The sequence below is a fragment of the Streptomyces sp. MUM 203J genome, from assembly GCF_022414595.1.
In the GTDB taxonomy this organism is placed as follows: domain Bacteria; phylum Actinomycetota; class Actinomycetes; order Streptomycetales; family Streptomycetaceae; genus Streptomyces.
Genome location: NZ_JADWYO010000092.1, coordinates 1 through 15,649 on the forward strand (window position 1 = coordinate 1; position 15,649 = coordinate 15,649).

The 15,649-nt window shown below is 71.8% G+C and carries 17 protein-coding genes; 7 read left to right on the forward strand and 10 right to left on the reverse strand.

Going from position 1 to position 15,649, the window contains the following annotated elements; translation table 11 throughout:
* Positions 1 to 83 precede the first annotated feature (83 nt).
* Together I3F58_RS27810 and I3F58_RS27815 are read left to right on the forward strand one after the other, a co-directional pair.
* Positions 84 to 986: a S8 family serine peptidase gene (locus tag I3F58_RS27810; protein ID WP_240111473.1), complete on the forward strand. Its 903-nt coding sequence runs from the start codon at positions 84 to 86 to the stop codon at positions 984 to 986.
* A complete protein-coding gene (locus tag I3F58_RS27815) occupies positions 970 to 1,554 on the forward strand; it encodes a GAF domain-containing protein (protein ID WP_240111474.1) in 585 nt (194 codons plus the stop codon). The genes I3F58_RS27810 and I3F58_RS27815 overlap by 17 nt, the downstream gene beginning before the upstream one ends.
* Before the next feature lie 19 nt (positions 1,555 to 1,573).
* On the opposite strand, the gene I3F58_RS27820 is transcribed toward I3F58_RS27815, so the two are convergent.
* Complete coding sequence (locus I3F58_RS27820) at positions 1,574 to 1,894, reverse strand: antibiotic biosynthesis monooxygenase (RefSeq protein WP_240111475.1); 321 nt, start codon at positions 1,892 to 1,894, stop codon at positions 1,574 to 1,576.
* Complete coding sequence (locus I3F58_RS27825) at positions 1,891 to 3,150, reverse strand: cytochrome P450 (protein ID WP_240111476.1); 1,260 nt, start codon at positions 3,148 to 3,150, stop codon at positions 1,891 to 1,893. The genes I3F58_RS27820 and I3F58_RS27825 overlap by 4 nt, the downstream gene beginning before the upstream one ends.
* 233 nt (positions 3,151 to 3,383) lie before the next feature.
* On the opposite strand from I3F58_RS27825, the gene I3F58_RS27830 reads away from it, so the two are divergent.
* Together I3F58_RS27830 and I3F58_RS27835 are read left to right on the forward strand one after the other, a co-directional pair.
* Positions 3,384 to 5,021: an FAD-dependent oxidoreductase gene (locus I3F58_RS27830; RefSeq protein WP_374208051.1), complete on the forward strand. Its 1,638-nt coding sequence runs from the start codon at positions 3,384 to 3,386 to the stop codon at positions 5,019 to 5,021.
* 206 nt (positions 5,022 to 5,227) lie between these two features.
* Entirely contained in the window at positions 5,228 to 6,172 is a 945-nt protein-coding gene (locus I3F58_RS27835) for an amidohydrolase family protein (protein WP_240111489.1), read from the forward strand.
* A 73-nt stretch (positions 6,173 to 6,245) separates the two neighbouring features.
* Here the strand turns inward: I3F58_RS27835 and I3F58_RS27840 are convergent, their stop codons facing one another.
* The 7 genes from I3F58_RS27840 to I3F58_RS27870 form a co-directional block, all read right to left on the reverse strand.
* On the reverse strand, positions 6,246 to 6,581 hold the full coding sequence (locus I3F58_RS27840; RefSeq protein WP_240111478.1) for a TcmI family type II polyketide cyclase: 336 nt from the start codon (positions 6,579 to 6,581) through the stop codon (positions 6,246 to 6,248).
* Between the two features lie 65 nt (positions 6,582 to 6,646).
* Positions 6,647 to 7,126, reverse strand: a complete 480-nt coding sequence (locus tag I3F58_RS27845) for an SRPBCC family protein (RefSeq protein WP_240111479.1) — start codon at positions 7,124 to 7,126, stop codon at positions 6,647 to 6,649.
* 1 nt (position 7,127) lies between these two features.
* Positions 7,128 to 7,385, reverse strand: coding sequence for an acyl carrier protein (locus I3F58_RS27850; RefSeq protein ID WP_240111480.1), 258 nt, complete (start codon positions 7,383 to 7,385; stop codon positions 7,128 to 7,130).
* Positions 7,386 to 7,439: 54 nt separating this feature from the next.
* The gene (locus I3F58_RS27855) at positions 7,440 to 8,690 is read right to left on the reverse strand and encodes a ketosynthase chain-length factor (RefSeq protein WP_240111481.1); all 1,251 of its coding nucleotides are present in this window, start codon (positions 8,688 to 8,690) and stop codon (positions 7,440 to 7,442) included.
* Complete coding sequence (locus tag I3F58_RS27860) at positions 8,687 to 9,955, reverse strand: beta-ketoacyl synthase (protein WP_240111482.1); 1,269 nt, start codon at positions 9,953 to 9,955, stop codon at positions 8,687 to 8,689. The genes I3F58_RS27855 and I3F58_RS27860 overlap by 4 nt, the downstream gene beginning before the upstream one ends.
* Positions 9,952 to 10,416: a cupin domain-containing protein gene (locus I3F58_RS27865; protein WP_240111483.1), complete on the reverse strand. Its 465-nt coding sequence runs from the start codon at positions 10,414 to 10,416 to the stop codon at positions 9,952 to 9,954. Before I3F58_RS27865 ends, I3F58_RS27860 begins: the two co-directional genes overlap by 4 nt.
* Before the next feature lie 46 nt (positions 10,417 to 10,462).
* Complete coding sequence (locus tag I3F58_RS27870) at positions 10,463 to 11,581, reverse strand: SchA/CurD-like domain-containing protein (RefSeq protein WP_240111484.1); 1,119 nt, start codon at positions 11,579 to 11,581, stop codon at positions 10,463 to 10,465.
* 444 nt (positions 11,582 to 12,025) lie between these two features.
* On the opposite strand from I3F58_RS27870, the gene I3F58_RS27875 reads away from it, so the two are divergent.
* Entirely contained in the window at positions 12,026 to 12,250 is a 225-nt protein-coding gene (locus I3F58_RS27875; protein ID WP_240111485.1) for a hypothetical protein, read from the forward strand.
* 52 nt (positions 12,251 to 12,302) lie between these two features.
* Here the strand turns inward: I3F58_RS27875 and I3F58_RS27880 are convergent, their stop codons facing one another.
* Entirely contained in the window at positions 12,303 to 13,640 is a 1,338-nt protein-coding gene (locus tag I3F58_RS27880; protein ID WP_240111486.1) for a hypothetical protein, read from the reverse strand.
* Between the two features lie 238 nt (positions 13,641 to 13,878).
* On the opposite strand from I3F58_RS27880, the gene I3F58_RS27885 reads away from it, so the two are divergent.
* Entirely contained in the window at positions 13,879 to 14,082 is a 204-nt protein-coding gene (locus I3F58_RS27885; RefSeq protein WP_240111487.1) for a cold-shock protein, read from the forward strand.
* Positions 14,083 to 14,176: 94 nt separating this feature from the next.
* Positions 14,177 to 15,649, forward strand: a 1,473-nt coding sequence (locus tag I3F58_RS27890; protein ID WP_240111488.1) for a DEAD/DEAH box helicase, incomplete at its 3' end; no start/stop codon positions are given.

A 15,649-nucleotide genomic window follows, 5' to 3' on the forward strand; every position in this document is an offset into this window, starting at 1 on the left:
GACTGCCATCTGCACTCGGACTGGTCGGACGGCGGCAGCCCCGTCGAGGACATGGGCCGGACGGCGGAGAGGAGCTGAGGCGGATGAGCACGGCATCGCACCCGGTGGCGCACAGCGCGCGGACCGGGCCGGGCGGGGGCCTGACCTGGAGCCTGCGGGGGCGCGGACCAGCGGATGTACCGGTGCAGTCGGACGGGGGAACCTCCCCGCCCCCGCAGGGGACCGGGCGCGGTGTCCGGGTCTGCGTCGTCGACTCGGGCGTGGAGCGGGACCATCCGAAGGTGGGCCCGGTGCAGGGCTCCTGGGTCGTGGTGAAGGACCCGGAGACGGGCCGGACCGAGGTCAGGCCGACCGGCACGGGGGACACCTGCGGCCACGGCACGGCCTGCGCGGGGATCATCCGGCGCACGGCGCCGGACTGCGAGCTGTACAGCGTCCGGGTTCTGGGGGAACGGTTCTCCGGCACCGGCGAGGTGTTGCTGGCCGGGCTGCGCTGGGCCGTGGAGCAGGGCTTCGACCTGGTCAACCTGAGTCTGTCCACAACCCGCACCCGGTTCGCGCAGGACCTGCACCAGCTGGCCGACCACGCCTACTTCACCCGGTCGGTGATCGTCGCGTCGGCCCACAACTCGCCGGTGGAAAGCTTCCCCTGGCGGTTCGCGTCGGTCGTCTCGGTCGGCAGCCACCAGGAGGACGATCCTTCGCTGCACCTCTACAACCCGTCGCCTCCGGTGGAGTTCTTCGCGCCGGGGCAGAACGTGACGGTGCCGTGGCTCGGCGGCGCGTCCATCCGGACGACCGGCAACAGTTTCGCCACCCCGTACATCACGGGCCTGTGCGCCCGGTTCCTGTCGGCCCAGCCGAGGATGACGGTCTTCCAGCTGAAGACGGCCCTGTACCTGTCCGCCGCCAACGTGCACCCGGCACCCGTACCGCCGGACTCGGCATCAGACGCAGAAGAGGTATCCCATGACGACCACAGGTGACTCCCTTCCCGGGCCCCGGCCGGTCCTGCTGGACGCGGCACGCCGTGAACTGCTCCAGTCCGTCGTCGACGTGGCCCGCGCGATCTTCGGCGCGGCGGCCGGTTCGGTGTTCCTGCTGGACGAGGAGGCCGACGAGCTGGTGTTCCAGGCGGTGTCCGGCCAGGGCGAGGACTTCCTGGTGGGCCGCCGCTTCCCGGCGGGCCGGGGCATCGCGGGCTGGGTGGCGACGTCCGGCGAGCCGATGGTGGTGGACGACCTCGCGGCGGACAGCTCGTTCGACCGCGAGCTGGCCGAGTCCACCGCGTACGTGCCGAACGCGCTGATGGCCGCCCCGCTGATCAGCGACGGCCGCGTGCTGGGCGTCCTGGAGGTTCTCGACCCCTCGCCGCAGGCCCGCTCCGGGCTCCAGGAGCTGGACCTGCTGGCGATGTTCGCCCGTCAGGCGGCTGCCGCGCTGCGGGTGGCCGCCCTGGCCGAGGCGCCCGCCGTGGCGGTGCGCCCCAGCCGGCGGGCCGACGCGCTGCGGCTGCTGTGCGACCTGGAGCAGCTGCTGCGCGAACCGGCCTGACGGGGGCCGGGTGCCGGGGTCACGGCACGGGGTGCATCACGTGGAAGACCCCGGTCCACCGGTCGTCGTGCAGGCAGGCGTTCATCGGCTCGATCAGCGTCGCGTGATCGGGGTCGGTGCGCCAGCGCCGCACGGCGTCGAGGCTCTCCCACTCGCTGGTGAGCAGCCACTGCTGCGGGCTCTCCGTCGAGCGGCACAGCTGCTCGTGGAGGTGCCCGGGAGACCGTCTGGCCCGTTCCTGCACGTCGTGGTAAGCCCGTACGAAGTCCGCCTCGCGGCCCTCCCGGACGTGCAGCAGCCGGATGACTCGCACAGCCCGGCCGGTGGTGTCGCCCGTCATGACGGATCGAGGACGACGGGCAGCTCGGCGAGCCCCCGGAACGCGGGGAACGGCACGGTCATCCAGCGCGCGTCCTCCGGCGCCCCGGCCAGGGTCATCCGGGGGAACCGGGCGAACAGCGTGCCCAGCGCGAGCTGCATCTCCAGGCGGGCCAGCGGCGCGCCGATGCAGTAGTGCGGGCCGTAGCCGAACGCGAGCTGCGTGGCCTGCACGTTGGAGCGGGTGACGTCCATCCGGTCCGGGTCGGGGAACACCTCCGGGTCGCGGTTGGCCCCGGTGATGGAGATCTGGACGAGGGCGCCCTTGGGGATGGCCGTGTCCCGGATCACGATGTCCTCGGACGCGTAACGGAAGGTGGAGTTCTCCACGGAGGTCTCGAACCGGAAGATCTCCTCGACGGCGGCGGCGGTCGCCTTCGCGTCCCGGAACGCCAGCCGCCGCTGCTCGTCGTCGGCCAGCAGGTGGTAGACGGCGTTGCCGAGCTGGTACGCCGTGGACTTGTGGCCCGCGAAGAGCAGCACCCACGCGGTGGAGACGAGTTCGCCGTCCGTGAGGGCTCCCTCCTCGTCCCGTGCGGTGACGAGTGCGCTGAGCAGGCCTCCGTCGGGGTCCTGCCGCTTCCGTGCGATCAGGTCCACGAGGTAGTCGCGCAGATTGCCCTCGGCCACCTCCAGGGCCTTGCGCGCCTCGGGCCCGAAGCCGGTCTGGGCGACCGTGGCGGACCACGCCTGAGCCTGCTTGCGCTCGTCCTCGGGTACGCCGAGGAGCTCGCAGATCACGTTGAGCGGCAGCGGGAAGCAGAACTCCGGGAGCAGGTCCATGGGTTCCGAGGTGGGGCACCGGTCGAGCAGTTCCTCGGTGATCTTCTGGACGCGCGGGCGGAGCGACTCGACTCTCTTGGGCGTGAAGGTGTTGCCGACGATCCGCCGGAGCCTGGTGTGCTTCGGCGGGTCCGAGAAGAGCATGTTGTCGTCGAGGGCGACCGACGAGGGGCCGAAGATGCGGTGGTACGTGTCGAGGGCCCCGTGCATGTCCTTGCTGAGCCGCGGGTCGGCCAGGGCGGCGCGGGCGTCGTCGTACCGGGTGATGAGATAGGTGTCGACCCCGTGGGGCGGTGTCAGCGGGCACACGGGCGCGGCCGTCCGGAGCGCCGCGTAGACGGGGTGCGGGTTGGCGCGGAACTCCCGGCTGCAGCTCGAGGCGGCCGCGGCGGCCTCTTCGGAGGACATTTCCTCGGATGCGAACGCTTGCGTCATGACGGTTCCCGTGAGGTCGTTGGTTCGGTGGTCATTGCCACGGTTTCCCGTGCGGCACAACGCGGCAAACGGGCCTGGTCCATACGGGTCGGCCGCCGAGTGGGCGCACGGAACCGCCGCGTGACCCGGCCGGCCCATCCATTGCCGCATCCCGGTCGCGGGTGCGGGCCCCGCTTGATACACACTCATGGACAGACCGGTCCTCGACTGCAGGACCGGGAACCGCCGGACGGGTGAGGAAACAATTGAGCGGACACTCGGCGAAGTCGGTACCGGTTCTCATCGTGGGCGGATCCCTCGTGGGCCTTTCCACATCGGTTTTCCTGGGGCGTCTCGGCATCGACCACATGCTCGTGGAGCGGCACCCCAGGACTTCCACCCACCCGCGCGGCCGCGGGAACAACGTACGCACCATGGAGGTCTTCCGGACCGCCGGGCTGGAGACGCGCATCCGCGAGGCGGCGTGGACGCTGGCCGGGAACGACGGCGTGCTCCAGGTGGACACGCTGACGGGAGGTCAGCGCCGCTGGATCGTCCAGGACATCTCCGCGGGCATGGACATCTCCCGGATCAGCTCGTCCGACTGGTGCCTGTGCAGCCAGAACGACCTGGAGCCGGTGCTGCTGGACGCGGCCCGCCGCCAGGGCGGGGACATCCGGTTCGGTACCGAGATGCTGTCCTTCGAGCAGCGCGAGGACGGGGTCCGGGCAGAGGTGATGTGCCGGGACACCGGTGAGACGTACAGCGTGGACGCCGCGTTCCTGGTGGCCGCCGACGGGCCCAGGAGTTCTGTGCGCGAGCGTCTGGGAATCGGCCAGTCGGGGCTCGGCGAGCTGTTCCACAATGTCAGCATCACCTTCCGCAGCAAGGCGCTGAAGGAGTACGTCGGGGACAAGAAGTTCGTCGTCTGCTATGTCACCGACCCGATGGGGGAAGGCGCGCTGCTGCCCGTGGACAACGAGGAGCGGTGGGTGATCCACACGCCCTGGAACCCGGACAGCGGGGAAGTCCTGGAAGATTTCGGAAACGCGCGCGTCGAAGCGCATATCCGCGCGGCGGCCGGAGTTCCGGACATCGATGTCGAGATCACCGGAAAGACCCCCTGGCACGCTTCGGACCGCGTCGCGGACAGCTATGGGAAGGGCCGAGTATTTCTCGCCGGCGACTCCGCTCACGAAATGCCGCCCACGGGGGCGTTCGGCTCCAACACAGGAATTCAGGACGCCCACAATCTCGCCTGGAAACTGGCCGCGGTACTCCGCGGCTGGGCGGGCACGCCGCTGCTCGGCACCTACGAGCAGGAGCGGCGGCCGGTCGCCGTCGCCACCAGCGCCCGGGCGGCGCTCCAGGCGGTCGAGGAGCAGCATCCGGGCTACAGTCCGGCGGCGCACCGCAACAACGACCCGGCGGACCTGATGACCGTGTCGCTCTGCTACCGGTACGCGTCGGACGCCGTGGTGGGTGCCGCCCCGGACCGTCCGGTGGTGCCCGACGGTTTCACGCTCGGCGGCGAGCCGGGGACCCGTTCTCCGCACCTGTGGGTGCTGCGGGACGCCGTCCGGATCTCCACGCTGGACCTGTACGAGCGCTCCTTCGTGGTCCTCGCCGGATCCGGGGGCCGGGTGTGGCGGGACGCGGCCCTCAAGGCCGCGGAGAGCCTGGGCGTCCCGGTCGACGCCTACCTCGTGGGGCGTGGCCGGGATCTGGTGCCCGAGCGGGAGGGCGACTGGGCGCAGGCACACGGCGTGACCGAGGACGGAGCCGTTCTCGTACGGCCCGACGGGTTCGTCGCGTGGCGCGCGCGGGCCGCCGCCCCGGACGCCGACCGCCTGCTGGCCGACGCCCTCAGAACGGCGCTCTGCCGCAGCTGAGCACCTCTGCACAACATTCCCAACCGCACGCTCCCCGGCCGTGGCGTCGCTCACCCGTCGTCCGCGGCCGGGGACGTCTTCGAGAAGAGGACACGGACATGACCTTCGTACGCGACCCGCGGGTCCAGGACGCGGACAGCCCGGCGGACGGCCGGACGGCTCCGCTGGAACCCCAGACCGCCCCGGGCGGTCCCACCGCCGGACGCGTGGACGTCCACCACCATTTCACCGCACCGGCCTGGCTGGACTGGGCGGAGGAGCGGGGTGTGGCCCACCGCGACAAGCTGCCCTGGTGGACCCGCTGGGACCTGGGCACGGCCCTGGAACTGATGGACAGGACCGGCATCGGCACCGCCGTGATGACGGTGGCGATGCTCGGGCGGCTCCGGGAGCGCACGGTGCGGCAGGAGAGCGCACGGGTCGCCCTGCGGGCGGCGGCGGACGTCGTCGAGGCCCACCCCGCGCGCTTCGCGTTCTTCACCCCGGTCTTCCTCGACGACCTGGAACTCTCCCTGTGGAGCGTCCGGCACGGCCTCGACGAACTCGGCGCCGTCGGGGTGAGCACCCGCACCAGCACGGACGGCGTCTTCCTCGGGGACGCGTCGCACGACCGCCTCCTGGGAGAGCTGAACGAGCGGTCCGCGGTCATCAGCACCCACCCCATGGAGGTGCCGGGCGGCCCGGACGGAGGCCCGGGGCTGCCGGGCCTGCCGCCCTTCGTGTGCGACTTCCTCATGGACACCACCCGTGCCGCGGTCAACCTCATCAGGAACGGCACCCTCGACCGCTACCCGAACCTCACCTTCGTCCTGCCGCACGGAGGCGGCTTCCTCCCGTACATCGCCTCCCGGCTGGAGATCCTGGGCGGGCATGTCACGCCCAGGATCGAGCCGGGACGGGTCCGCGACTACCTGCACCGGTTCTACTTCGACACGGCCGGCCCCATGTCCCCCTGCTCCACGCCCACCCTGCTGGCCACCGTGGACCCCGGGCGCATCCTCTTCGGCACGGACTGGCCGCCCACCCCCGCGCAGGTCGTCTCCGACATCGCGGCACCCGCACTGGACAGCGACCCGTTCCTCTCCGAACGCCAGCTGCGGGGCATCAACCGGGACAACGCGCTGCGTCTGCTGCCCTCCCTCGTCCGCTGAGGAGCCCCCGCGCCACGAGGAGGGCCGCCGTCCCCAGGGGCGGCGGCCCTCCTCGTACGTCTCCGGCCGTCGCCTACCGGGCGGCGGTGTCACGTTCCCAGCGGTAGAAGCACCGGGCCATGGCGTCCTTCGGGCCGCGCCAGGTCAGCGGGTCGTACGGGCTGACGTACGCCTCCAGCCTCCTGCTGATGTCACGGAACTCGGGGTGGTCCGTCACCCGCGCGATGGCGGGGCCCGGGTCCCGCTCGGCTTCGACGAGGTGCATGTACACGTCGCCGAACTGGAAGAGGGAGCGCCGGGTCACCCCGACGAGGTGCGGAAGCTCCCCCCGGTCGGAGGCGGCGAAGACCTCCGCGATCTCCGGAGCGGACTGCGGGGCCATCCGGGCGACGATCAGGGCCTGGTGCATGGGGTCTTGTCTCCTTGTCGACGGCGGCGCGCCGTCTCGTACGACGGCGAAGGCCACCGCTCGGGTCAGGCGGGCGTGACGGGTGCGGCCGGGCGTTCGCCTGCGGCCTGCTCGACGCGGTCGCGGATGAGGGCCATCTGGATCCGGGAGTTGCGGTTGATCATCTCGGTCATGCCCGCGTCGTCGACCGGGGCCTCGGGCTTCATGGCGAAGTCCTGGGTCCAGTGCATCCGGGTACCGGCCGGTGTCTCCTCGTACTCCCAGATGATGTTCATGTACGCGAAGGGGCCGGTCTCGACGCGGCGTGCGCGGACGGTGAGCTTGTCGCGGTCGGCGACCCGCTCGGAGACCCAGCTCCACACCTTTCCGTTGTCGTCCGGGTGCATGGTCAGCCGGAAGGTGACCGTGTCGCCCTGGCGGGACAGTACCTCGACGGCCGCGTACTCGCTGAACAGCTGCGGCCAGCGCTCCAGGTCGTTGGTCATGTCCCAGACCAGGTCCAGGGGCGCGGCGATGGTGATCTCGTTCTCGGTGTGCGCTGCCACGTCAGGCTCCAGCCGTGAGGGTGCTGTTGACCAGGTCGAGGAAGTCGCGGGGGGTCTTGGAGCGCTCCGCGTCGGCGGGCAGCGCCTGGCCGCGCTCGTTCTCCAGGGCCCCCACGATGCCGAGGAGTCCGAGCGAGTCGACGCCGAGTTCGCTGAACGGGGTGTCGAGGCGGCGGGCGAGGTCCTGCGGGGCGACGGTGACGCCGGCGGACTTCTTCATCAGCGCGGCCAGTTCGTCGGCGGTCAGTTCCATGCTCATGCGAGTGTCCTTGTCGTTGCTTCCAGTGCGGTCGGTCCCGGCGTCCCGGTCGGGCTAGCCGGCGGTTCCGTGGCCGCGGCGCAGCACGAGGGCCGCGTTGGAGCCCATGAGTCCCCGGCTGAGGACCAGAGCCGTGCGGAGTTCGGCCGGACGTGCCCTGGCGGTCACCAGGTCGATGTCGTGGCAGATGTCGAAGACGTTGGGCGTGGGCGGGATCTGTCCGTGTTCCATGGCCATGACGGCCGCCGCGACGTCCAGCAGGGGCGCCCCGCAGTAGGAGCGTCCGATTCCGGTCTTGGGGGCGGTGACGGGCACGCGGGTGCCGTGCGGGCCGAGTGCGTCGGAGAGGGCGAGGGCCTCGGCCCGGTCCGCTTCCGGCACGCCCATCGCGTCCGCGAAGACCACGTCGATCTCCTCGGGCGCGCACCCCGCCTCGTCGAGGGCCCCGCGGACGGCCTGGGCCAGCCCTTCCCGCGACCGGTCCCAGCGGGAGGCGCCGGTGAACGTGGCGGCATGGCCGGCCACGGTGGCGCGGACCGCCGCGCCCCGGCGTCGTGCCCGCTCCGCGTCCTCGACGATCAGCACCGCGCCGCCCTCGGCGGGTACGAAGCCGCAGGCCCCGGAGGTGAAGGGGCGGTAGGCGCGGGCCGGGTCCCCGACCGTGCTCAGCTCCGGGTAGCCGAGCTGGCAGACCATCGAGTAAGGGGCGAGCGGCGCCTCCGCCGCGCCGACCACGACCACGTCGGTGCCCCGTCGTACGGTCCTGGCGGCCTGTGCGACCGCGTCCAGCCCGCCCGCCTCGTCACTGGCGACCACCCCGCAGGGGCCCTTGAAGCCGCCGCGGATGGATATCTGTCCGGTGCTGGCCGCGTAGAACCAGGCGATGGACTGGTAGGGGCCGACGTAGCGGGATCCCTGTCCCCAGAGTTTCTGGAGTTCGTGCTGGCCGAACTCACCGCCGCCGGACCCGGCGGCGGTGACCACCCCGACGGAGTACGGGGAGCCGGCGGCGGCGCCGGGGAGTCCCGCGTCCTCCAGGGCGGTGCTCGCGGCGGCCATCGCGAAGTGGCTGAACCGGTCCGTCTGGACGAGGAAGTTCTCCTCGATGAGTGCCGTGGGGTCGAAACCCCTCACCTCTCCGGCGACCTGGAGCGGAAGGTGCCCGCATCCCTCCCGGGTGATCCGGTCCAGGACGTTCACACCCTCCTTGACGGACTTCCAGTAGGTCTCCGTGCTCAGTCCGTTGGGCGCGGTCACACCGATGCCGGTGACCGCCGTGGCGGGCCGGGTTCGTCGCTCGCTCATCGTGTCCTCCCGCCCGTTCCCGTCAGGAGCACCGCGGACTGGAAGCCGCCGAAGCCGCTGCCGACGGAGAGCACCCGGCCGAGCCGGCGGGGGCGGGCCGTGCGTGGCACGTAGTCCAGGTCGCACTCGGGGTCCGGGGTCTGGTAGTTCGCCGTCGGCGGCACCACCTGGTGCGCCATGGCCAGCACGCAGGCGACGACCTCGATCGCGCCGATCGCGCCCAGCGAGTGGCCGACCATGGACTTGATCGAACTCATGGGTGTCTCGTAGGCGTGGGCGCCCAGCGACCGTTTGACCGCGGCGGTCTCGTGGCGGTCGTTCTGACGGGTGCCCGAGCCGTGGGCGTTGACGTAGTCGATCTCCTCCGGGTTCACCCGGGCGTGGTCCAGTGCCGTGTCGATGGCCCGGGCCATCTCCAGGCCCTCGCTGGTCAGACCGGTCATGTGGTAGGCGTTGCCGTACGTGGCGTAGCCGCCCACCTCGCAGTACACGGGCGCGCCGCGGGCCCGGGCGTGTTCGAGCTCCTCCAGGACGAGCACCGCGGCGCCCTCGCCCATGACGAACCCGTCACGGTCGGCGTCGAAGGGCCGGGAGGCGTGCGCCGGGTCGTCGTTGTTCGGGGAGGTGGCCTTGATGGCGTCGAAGCAGGCCATGGTGATCGGGGAGATCGGGGAGTCCGACGCTCCGGCGATGCAGATGTCGGCGCGGCCCTCCTCGATGGTGTGGAAGCCGTATCCCACCGCGTCGAGTCCGGAGGTGCAGCCGGTCGAGACGGTCTGCACGGGCCCCTGGGCACCGAACCTCTCCGCGACGACGGAGGCCAGCGTGCTGGGTGAGAACGCCAGGTGCAGCTGTGGTTCGGCGGCCCTGTGGTCGACGTCCCAGCGCCGGCCTCCCTCACTGACCAGGACGTAGTCGTGTTCCAGGCGGGTCGTCCCGCCCACGGCGCTGCCGAGGGAGACGGCGACCCGCCAGGGGTCCTCCGCGCCGAGGTCGAGGCCGCAGTCGGCCACCGCCTCCGCCGCGGCGGCCACGGCGAACTGGATGTACCGGTCGGAACGTTCGACGAGTTCGGGGTCGAGCCCGTGCGCCGCCGGGTCGAAGTCGCACTCGGCGGCGATCCGCGACCGCAGCCCCTCGGGGTCGAACAGGGTGATGCCGCGTGTCGCGGTGCGGCCTTGGGCGAGGAGGTCCCAGAACGCCGGTACGCCGATCCCGCCGGGGGCGACGACGCCTATGCCGGTGACCGCCACCCGCCGGGTCACGAGGGGACCCCGCGTCGCACGGGCCGGGTGTCCTCCTCCTGCACGACCGGATACGGCTTGAGGGTCTCGCTGCCCTCCGACGCCTCCGTGTCGACATGGCCGAGACTCGGCTTCGGCGCCAGCGGGCCCAGGTGGAACACCATCCGGGCCTCCTCGCTGCCGACGTTACGGAAGCGGTGCCTCATGTTGATGGGGATCATGAGGCCCTGGTCGGGGCCCATGGGGAACACCTCGTCGTCGAGGTCGGCTTCGAGGCTGCCTTGGACGACGTACACGAACTCCTCGGAGTACGGGTGGTAGTGCTCGCTGATGCGTTCGCCGGGCTGCAGGATGGCCAGGCCCATGAAGCCGCTGGTGGAACCGACCGTGACCGGCGTGAGCATGGTGCGCAGATCGCCGCCGCGCTTGCGGTTGGGCTCGGTCTCGCTCAGGTCCACGATGCGCGGGCGCGTCTTGTACATGGTCCGTCTCCAGGTTGAGCGGTAGGGGTGGGCGTGTGGGGTGGGGTCAGGACCGCGGGGCCCTGCGGTCGGTGACCGGCGTCATGTCGGCGTGTGCGAGGAGCCGGGTCGCGTCCCGCGCGCCGCCCGCGAGCGGACCGTCCAGACCGAGTGCGTCGGCGTCCAGCAGGCGGGCCAGGACGGCGGCCTTCCGTGTGCCCTGGACCGCGAGCGCCGCGGCCGGGTCGGCCTCGGGGTCGCCCGCCACGTCGATCAGCCGGACGACCGTGTCGTCCCGGTGGAAGACGGTGCTGCTCAGCACCGGGCCGGCCGGGTCCTGCGCGGCTGCCTCGTCCTGCCGGGAGAGCAGCCGGGCCAGCGCCATGCCGCAGCCCTCGCGGGCCGGGTAGTACAGCGCGTGGCGCCGTACGTCCGCCGGTTCCGGCACGCCGCGTGCCACATGGTGCACGGCGGGCATGGCCGCGCGGGTGAAGAAGGCCCGGGCAGACTCGGGGTCGGTGAGGTCGCGGTGCTGCTCCAGATGCGGGTTGAGGGCCGCCTCGACCGCCCGGATCTCGGGCTGGCGGGACACATGGCGGAGGGCCGTCATCAGATCGCCCTCCACCTCGACGGTGCGGACGACCCGGTTGCCGTACATGAAGAGTGTGGTGCGGCGCAGCCGGGTGGTGTCGTCGACGCGGGACTCGGGGGGAGCGTATCCGGCGAGGATCTCCGCGACCTTCGACTCGGATCCGGGCCTGACGGTGAAGGTCAGCGCGTGGCGCGTCACCCCGTCGCCCGTGCGCGGAGACGGCTGGGCCTCGGGAACGGCCCGGACAGCCCCGGTTCCACCGGTCTCGCGCAGGATGTGGTAGCGCATCGACCGCAGGTCGCGGACGCAGCGCTGCATGGGCTTGACCGTCTCGATGTGGTGTTCGCTGCTCAACCAGGCGAGGAACGGCGGGGCGCTCTCCCATTCGCTGGCGATGAGCCACTGGGACGGGTTCTCCATGGACTGGCACAGCTGGTCGCTGACGTGTCCGGGGACGGACGCGACATGGCTGCGCATGTGCTCGTACGCGTCCAGGAACTGTTCCTGGGCGCCTTCGTGGAGATCGACGAGCAGGATGACGCGCAGCCTGGAACCGTCGAACGCCGACTGGGATATGCAGGTCGAGGTGGCCATCCGGCAGGCCCTTCCTTCGCGGGGGAGCGAGCGGCGACCGCGGTGTCCGGCGGTGCGGACACCCGGCGGCCCTGAGCCTTCATCCTGGGGCGGCCCCCCGCGCTCCGCGAGCCGCACGGGCCGATCGAGGGACCCCCGGCACCTCGTGCGCGCGGGCGTGGTCACCGTGAACCGTCCGGATCCCTCCCGGCCCTGTCGGCCTGGCACCCACCAGGGTGTTCTGGATCGACCGGCTCCGGGCCGGAGCAAGGATCAGGCGCGGGCAGGGCGGTCCGGGACACCCGCCACTGAGTGTCCGGCCCCCCACGGGGTTCTCTGCGCCGATACGCGACCTCGCCGCCGCCGGAGCCGTGGCCGCGCCCTGACCGGTCTGGCCGCGCCCGCCGCGGCAGGAGCGAGCCCGAAAGACCGCCCGCGCGGTCACGTCTGCTCCCGGAACCGGGGATGCGGCCAGCCGCTCCGGAGGACGGACTCGTCCCACAGGACCGCACGGTCTGCGCCGTCGGCCTGGACGCAAGGCGCGTCCGGGCGTGCGGCAACGGGTTCGAGGTGGCCGGCGGCGGCAAGGTGTTCGTCGAGTACGGGGAGTGCGGAGGGACCTGCCGGGAGCGGCCTCAGGCCCCGGATCGTGGGAATCCAGTGGCCCGGCGGCTGCCGACCGCCGTGTGACGAGGTGTTTCCCCGGGAGTGCCGTGGCGTGCTCACCGCGGCACGCGGCCGGTCAGCCCGGCAGCTTCACCGTCACGTCCCCGCACCCGATGCGCCGTGCCTCGCCATTCACGTACGCGGGCAGCAGTTCGCGGGACCAGGAGTGTGACCTGCCGGACTCCTGGACGACGAAGACGACATCACCGGTCTGACAGCTCGTCCTGAACACGGTCAGATCGCCGCCGAGCCTTCCGCAGCCGGTCCCCTTGACGGGTTCGCCGCCCGAGAGCGCGGGCGCCCGGAACATCTGGGCCAGGTCCGGGTCCTCCACCGTTGTCAGCCGGACCTCCGGACGGTCCCCGAGCAGACCGATGTCACAGCTGCGGACACCTGCTCCGTCGCCCGCGGACACGAGCTGGCTGTACCGGTAGTTCTCGCCCTTCCGGGGCCAGTCCGGCCACCGCCGGCCCTCCCCCACCGGGCGGTCGTCGGCCAGCCCGCGGAACAGCGCCGCCAGACGCGGCTGGGAGCTCATGGCGAACTGCCCTGCGAACTCCGGGGACCTGACGTTCTGCGTTTCGTTGATCCTGCAGAGCTGCAGACCGCCGTTCACCGCGCCGACATCGGCCTCGTAGTGGGTGCCCTCGGCGGTCTTGAAGCCGAGCCCCGGAATCCGGCAGGTGCGCGACGCGCTGACACCCCGGTCCTCGCTCTCGGTCACCTCCACCGGAGAGGAGACCTGCAGCGGGGTGCCGGAGGCACAACCGACCTGCTTCATAGCGGTGTTGGCGACGGCGAGCAGCAGCTGGGCGACGTCCCACTCGCTGCCGATCCGTGTCGGCAGCCCGACCAGGCCCAGATGCCCGTCCCCTGCCTCATCTCCACTGATCGTGACGACGGAGGGGCGCCCCTCCGTGTCGCAGCCCTCGGGCAGGACGACCATGCCCCTGCCATGGCGGACCAGTCCGGGAACACCGTCCGGCAGGGGCGTCATGGAACCGGCGACGAAGGCGCCGAGCCACCTCAGCCGGGCGTCGGCGTCCTGTGGGACGGGCCCGTGGGTGACGGTGACCTTCTTCTCGAACTCGATGGCGCCGGAGGCGGGTTCCCCTTCGCCGGGGGCGGGCGCACGGTCGTCCTCGACACTGGACGTCACCAGCAGCGTGCAGGTGCCCCGCGAGCTGTCCGCGGTCAGCTCCCCGTCCTCCTGGGCCGTGCGCTCGCTCCCGGATCCAGCCGGCTCGCGGTCCCCGAGCAGCCGCGGCCCGCTGTCCCGCTCCCAGGCACCCCAGCAGTACCGCTCCTCGGCGAACGGTCCGGCCCCGGCCGCCCATGCCCCTGCCCCACCGAGGCCCAGCAGCACCCCCGCCACCGCGACGACAGCCCTCCGCCCGACCCGCGGAACCGTCACCCACCGCGCCTCACCCCCGTGAGTTCCGAGACAAGCATGATCACAATCCGGCCATGGCTACCCACGCCCCTGCGCGAAGGACGCGCGCACCCATCCCGGCGGACTGTGTTACTGTTTCGGGGTTGCAGTTTTGGTACCCATGAACTTATGTGCGCCTGACGGGAATGTTCCTCCTTCGGGCGCATTGTTTGTTTCCGGCATCTCCGGATGGGGCCTCTGCCCAGAGAAGGAGAATGTCATGGCACAGGGAACTGTGAAGTGGTTCAACGCCGAAAAGGGCTTCGGCTTCATCGAGCAGGACGGCGGCGGCCCCGACGTCTTCGCCCACTACTCGAACATCGCGACCCAGGGCTTCCGTGAGCTGCAGGACGGCCAGCGGGTCTCCTTCGACGTCACGCAGGGCCAGAAGGGCCCGCAGGCGGAGAACATCGTCCCCGCCTGATCGCCGGACGCATATTCGCGCACCGGGGTCCGCACCGTCGTGGTGCGGACCCCGGTGTGTGCTGTTTCCAGAAAGCAGGAAGGCAGACCACCGCATGTCCCGCAGGCCCCAGAAGCCGAACCGGCGCTCTTCGTCACCCTCCCCGTCCACGTCCTCCCCGAGGGATTTCCGCCTTCCGGAGAACACGACACCCGCTCTTCCCGCCGTCGAGGACTTCGCCGCTCTGGACATGCCACCGGCGCTGCTGAAGACCCTCACCGCACAGGGCGTGACCGCCCCCTTCCCCATCCAGGCCGCCACGCTGCCCAACTCGCTCGCCGGCCGTGACCTGCTGGGACGGGGACGCACCGGCTCCGGGAAGACCCTGGCCTTCGGACTGGCGCTCCTGGCCCGCACGGCCGGGCTCCGCGCGCAGCCCAAGGCGCCCCTCGCCCTCGTGCTGGTGCCGACCCGCGAACTCGCCCAGCAGGTGACGGACGCGCTGACCCCGTACGCGACGGCGGTGAACCTCCGGCTGGCCACCGTCGTCGGCGGGCTGTCCATCAGCAGGCAGGCCGGCGCTCTCCGGCGCGGCGCCGAGGTGGTCGTGGCGAGTCCCGGCAGGCTCAACGACCTGGTGGAGCGCGGGGACTGCGTGCTCGACGACGTGCGCATCACGGTGCTGGACGAGGCCGACCAGATGACCGACATGGGCTTCCTGCCGCAGATCACCAAGCTGATCCAGCAGGTACGGCCGGACGGACAGCGTCTGCTCTTCTCGGCCACCCTGGACCGCAACATCGACAGCCTCGTGCAGCGCTTCCTGACCGACCCGGTCGTGCACTCGGTGGACCCGTCCGCGGGAGCGGTGGCCACCATGGAGCATCATCTGCTCCACGTCCAGGACGAGACCGACAAGAAGGCCGTCATCACGCGCATCGCCGCCCGTGACGGCCGGGTCATCCTGTTCCTCGACACCAAGCGGTCCGCCGACCGGCTCGCCAAGCGGCTGCTGGCCGTCGGGGTCCGCGCGGCCGCCCTGCACGGAGGCCGGACCCAGCCGCAGCGGAACCGCACCCTGGAACAGTTCAAGAACGGCCAGGTCACCGCGCTGGTGGCGACGAACGTCGCGGCCCGGGGCATCCACGTCGACGACCTCGACCTCGTCGTGAACATCGATCCGCCCACCGACCACAAGGACTACCTCCACCGCGGTGGCCGCACGGCCCGCGCGGGCGGCTCCGGCAGCGTGATCACGCTGGTCCTGCCCGACCAGAAGCGCGCCGCCTCACTCCTCATGTCGCACGCGGGCATCCGCCCCCGGACGACCCGCGTCACCTCGAGTGCCCCCGAACTGGCCACCCTCACCGGCGCCCGCGAGCCGTCCGGAGTGGCCGTCACCCTCGAACCCGCTCCGGGGACGTCCCAGACGCCACCCGGCCCGGGCCGGAAGACCGCCACCGCTCCCGGCGGCAGGCGGTCCGGCCGCCGGCGGAAGGGCGACGGATCCGCAGCGGCGACCACCGCCGCCACGGCAGGGGGCCGCGGCTCGCGCCGCCGCTCCGGCGGCCCCGCGGGAGGCGAGCGC